The sequence below is a fragment of the Dialister sp. UBA1703 genome, assembly GCA_002320515.1.
Classification (GTDB): Bacteria; Bacillota; Negativicutes; order Veillonellales; family Dialisteraceae; genus Dialister.
This window is the reverse complement of record DCJJ01000097.1, coordinates 4467-8261: the sequence shown is the minus strand read 5'-3', so window position 1 is coordinate 8261 and position 3795 is coordinate 4467. Positions and strand designations below refer to the sequence as shown.

Here is a 3795-nt window from a genome sequence, read left to right as displayed (position 1 = left end):
AGTTCGGTGTCTGCATGGTCTACGGCCGCTGCTGTGTTATGACACGACGGCGCGAGCCAGTCATGAGTCTCCCGTCATTTCTGCCGTGATAGATGAGGAAGTTACGGATTTCTCTGCGTTTTCTTTTTACCTGATCAGGGAGGGGGGGTAAAAGAGGTTAACCCATGGACGCCTGCCTTCCATACTTGCATCCCCTATGGCCATCTTGGGAATCTATGGATGACTTCTTTCCATTCTGCAGGTCTTTCACATCCCTCTACTATATAAATCGAAAAAATCGCGTTTTTGTGAACGCGAAAATGAAAAGTTTAATGATATTCTCATATTCCCTTCTGATAATTGATATATATCGCCAGAGCGCACCCTTTCCTTAGTGATTCATAAAATTTCAAAGGCAGGTTGTAAAAAGAGGGGGCTTATGCAATATAAATGTATGGAGAGACAAAGCAGGAATCTTTCCATGGAAGGATTCCACTTTCCTTTCTACTATGCACATCGCGAATATTCCGGCCGGAATGCAGCTTTGGCAGAAGGAAATAAAGAATCCCTGTATACAGATTTCCTGCTTTCTCTCTCCGGCTCCCCAGGCGCCTGGGAAGCAAAACGGATTCTGCAGAATACGTTAAAGCAAGATAACATCAAAAACACAGATAGCATCCCACACAGCATGAGCCCGCATTCCCGGACGACAAGTTCAGGGCAGCTGCAGGATTTTCTTGTATGCTCAGCGTTGACGCCTGATTCTGAGAGGCCCGCAATACTGACTGCCACGGATAGCATCCGTGTTTTTGTGCTGTCTTTTTCATGACACTAAAAAAGGGGCCGTGAAAAAATGTAGAAATGATACAGATACCACTCCGCCTCACCATCATTTCGATGGTCGGAAGCGAAGTGGAGAAATCTCACTTCTACGCTCCGGGATTTTCTTCACCGCCGCAGACAGCCCCATCCACCGGCTACACAGGAATACAGCCATAATAAAAACTCCCCTGCCTGAGGGGAGTTTTTTATTGGAATGATTATAAATCTTCGTAAAGCGGATATTTCTTGCAGAGAGCTGCTACTCTGTCTGCACAGGCAGCTTTGATGGCAGCGTCTTCGGGATTCTTGATTACCGTGGCAATGATGTCGGCTACTTCTTTGAAGTCGTCTTCTTTCAATCCTCTGGTGGTAAGGGCCGGGGAGCCGAGGCGGATACCGCTGGTAACGAATGGGGAGAGTGTTTCGAAGGGGATGGTGTTTCTGTTGGCGGTGATGCCGATTTCATCCAGTACGTTCTGGGCTACTTTGCCGGTAATGCCGATGGCTTTCATATCGGCCAGGAGGACGTGGGTGTCGGTGCCGCCGGATACGACGCGGATGCCCTGTTTCTGCAGTTCGTCGGAGAGGACTTTTTCGTTCTTCTTAATCTGCTTCGCATACTGTTTGAAGTCGTCGGTGAGGTCTTCGCCGAAGGCTACGGCCTTGGCTGCAATGACGTGCATGAGGGGACCGCCCTGCATGCCGGGGAATACGGCCTTGTCGATGGCTTTAGCGTATTTTTCACGGCACATGATGATACCGCCTCTGGGGCCACGGAGGGTCTTGTGGGTGGTGGTGGTTACAATATCTGCATAGGGCACAGGGCTGGGATATTCGCCGCCGGCTACGAGGCCTGCGAAGTGGGCCATGTCTACCATGAAGAGGGCTCCTACTTCGTGGGCAATGGCTGCCATTCTTTCGAAATCAATAATTCTGGAGTAGGCGCTGGTGCCGCCGATAATGAGCTTCGGGCGGACTTCTTTGGCTATTTTTTCCATGGCTTCGTAGTCCAGGAGTTCGTCGTCCTTACGAACGCCATAGGGAACTACGTTGAAATAGTTGCCGGAAATATTGACAGGGCTGCCGTGGGACAGGTGTCCGCCGTCGGTGAGGTTCATGCCCATCATGGTATCTCCCGGTTTGAGGAGGCCGTAGTATACGGCAAAGTTGGCCTGGGAGCCGGAATGGGGCTGTACGTTTACATGTTCAGCGCCGAAAAGTTCCTTGGCCCGGTCAATGGCCAGCTGTTCTACTTTATCTACAAATTCGCAGCCACCGTAGTATCTTTTGCCCGGATAGCCTTCGGCATACTTATTGGTAAGTACGCTGCCCTGGGCTTCCATCACTGCGTAGCTGACAATATTTTCGGAAGCAATCATTTCCAGTTTGTTTCTCTGTCTGTTCAGTTCTTCCTGAATGGCTTCATACACCGGCTTGTCATCTTTTAAATGGTTCATTGAATAAACTCCCTTCCTGCACAACCTGCCGTTTGCTGCAGCAAAATCCCTAATCTATAGATAACTGAAATTTTTTCAGGTATCAGCAGCTTCATTGTACCATACCCATGGCACTGCTATAAACGAAAAGAGGCTTAAAACAGGGACTTATCTCCCCGCTTCAAACCTCTTCATTGAGTCTTTTATTGTCTTATGAAATTATATCAGAAAGCGCCACGGTTGTCATCTTTTTCATAGCGGGCTCTTTCTCCGCCAATCAAAGGCGGTCTGGTACGGGCGCCGGTGACAATGGCTTCCCCTATCCTGTTATGGGTCAGGTGTACCGGCACTGCCACCCGTTTAAGGTGCATACCGATCAACGTAAGACCGATGTCCAGTCCCCCGTCGGCTCTGATTTCTTCTACTGCCACAGGATCTTTGAAATGGTAGTAGGCGTTGGTGGCAAAGGCACCGCCGCCGTGAAGCCAGGGTACCACTGTCACTTCTTCATAGCTGAATTTTTCAGCCGTTTCTCTTTCCATAATCAGGGCACGGTTCAAATGCTCGCAGCACTGGAAGGCCAGGCGAAGGTGGTATTTCTTCGCTTCTTCCAGGAGAGTTTCCACCACTTCTGTCCCTACTTCGTAGGAACTATCCTTCCCGATGCGGCCGCCCCGGATTTCACTGGAGGAGCCGCCGATAACGATGAGGCTGCCTTCCCGGAAATGGGACTGGGCCACAAGCTCTTCGAAGGCCTCTTTTGCCTCTTTCTTCAAATCCTCATACATGGGACTCTTCCTCTTCTATTTTGGCAATCTTGCCGATTCTTCTGGCATGACGGCCTCCTTCAAAGGGGGTCTTCAGGAATTCATCAAGAATAAACTCTGCCAGCCCCGGTCCGATGACCCGGGCGCCCATGGTAATGACATTGGCATCATTGTGGGCTCTGGTGAAATGGGCGGAAAAAGTATCGCCGCAGAGGGCTGCACGGATGCCTTTCATCTTATTGGCTGCAATGCACATACCGATACCGGTGCCGCAGATAAGGCAAGCATAGGTCACTTCCCCCTTCTGCACCAGACGGCAGGCCTTTTCTGCAAAGTCCGGATAGTCACAGGATTCCGTAGAATCGGTGCCGCAGTCAATGTATTCGATTTTTTCTTCATCCAGATGCTTCTTCAAAGAAGCCTTCAGTTCAAATCCGCCATGATCACTGGCAATGGCAATTTTCATAGGACTCATCCTTTCCATGAACAATGTAACTTTCATACGGACTTATTGTACATCAGAATTGACAGGGATGTAAAGGAAAAAGGGTCCAGGGCAGAGGGGGGGCGGCTGACGCCGCGGGTTGTGTAGAAGGGTCGCGGAAAAAGGTTCTTAGGATGGATGGGCCTTGGACACACCTACGGTGTGAGGGTTCAGAGCGTTCAGAAGGTTCAAAGGGTTCAGAGGGTGGTGGTATCGCCCTTCGGGCGATGAGTATAAAGTCAGCGTTACGGATTTACCTATCTGCATCATATGGCATGAAAAACATTCTGCTGACTGGCTCGCTGCG

General features: G+C 50.0%; 4 protein-coding genes. 1 reads left to right on the top strand and 3 read right to left on the bottom strand.

Going from position 1 to position 3795, the window contains the following annotated elements; translation table 11 throughout:
- Positions 1–460: 460 nt before the first annotated feature.
- Positions 461–808, top strand: coding sequence for a hypothetical protein (locus tag B2Y11_RS04750; protein WP_291056840.1), 348 nt, complete (start codon positions 461–463; stop codon positions 806–808).
- Positions 809–1019: 211 nt separating this feature from the next.
- On the opposite strand, the gene glyA is transcribed toward B2Y11_RS04750, so the two are convergent.
- The 3 genes from glyA to rpiB form a co-directional block, all read right to left on the bottom strand.
- A complete protein-coding gene (glyA, locus tag B2Y11_RS04745; RefSeq protein WP_291056838.1) occupies positions 1020–2258 on the bottom strand; it encodes a serine hydroxymethyltransferase in 1239 nt (412 codons plus the stop codon).
- A gap of 203 nt (positions 2259–2461) precedes the next feature.
- Positions 2462–3025, bottom strand: coding sequence for a TIGR01440 family protein (locus B2Y11_RS04740; RefSeq protein ID WP_291056836.1), 564 nt, complete (start codon positions 3023–3025; stop codon positions 2462–2464).
- Positions 3018–3470 (bottom strand): ribose 5-phosphate isomerase B, encoded by a 453-nt coding sequence (gene rpiB, locus B2Y11_RS04735; protein ID WP_291056834.1) that lies wholly within the window; start codon positions 3468–3470, stop codon positions 3018–3020. The genes B2Y11_RS04740 and rpiB overlap by 8 nt, the downstream gene beginning before the upstream one ends.
- Positions 3471–3795 lie beyond the last annotated feature (325 nt).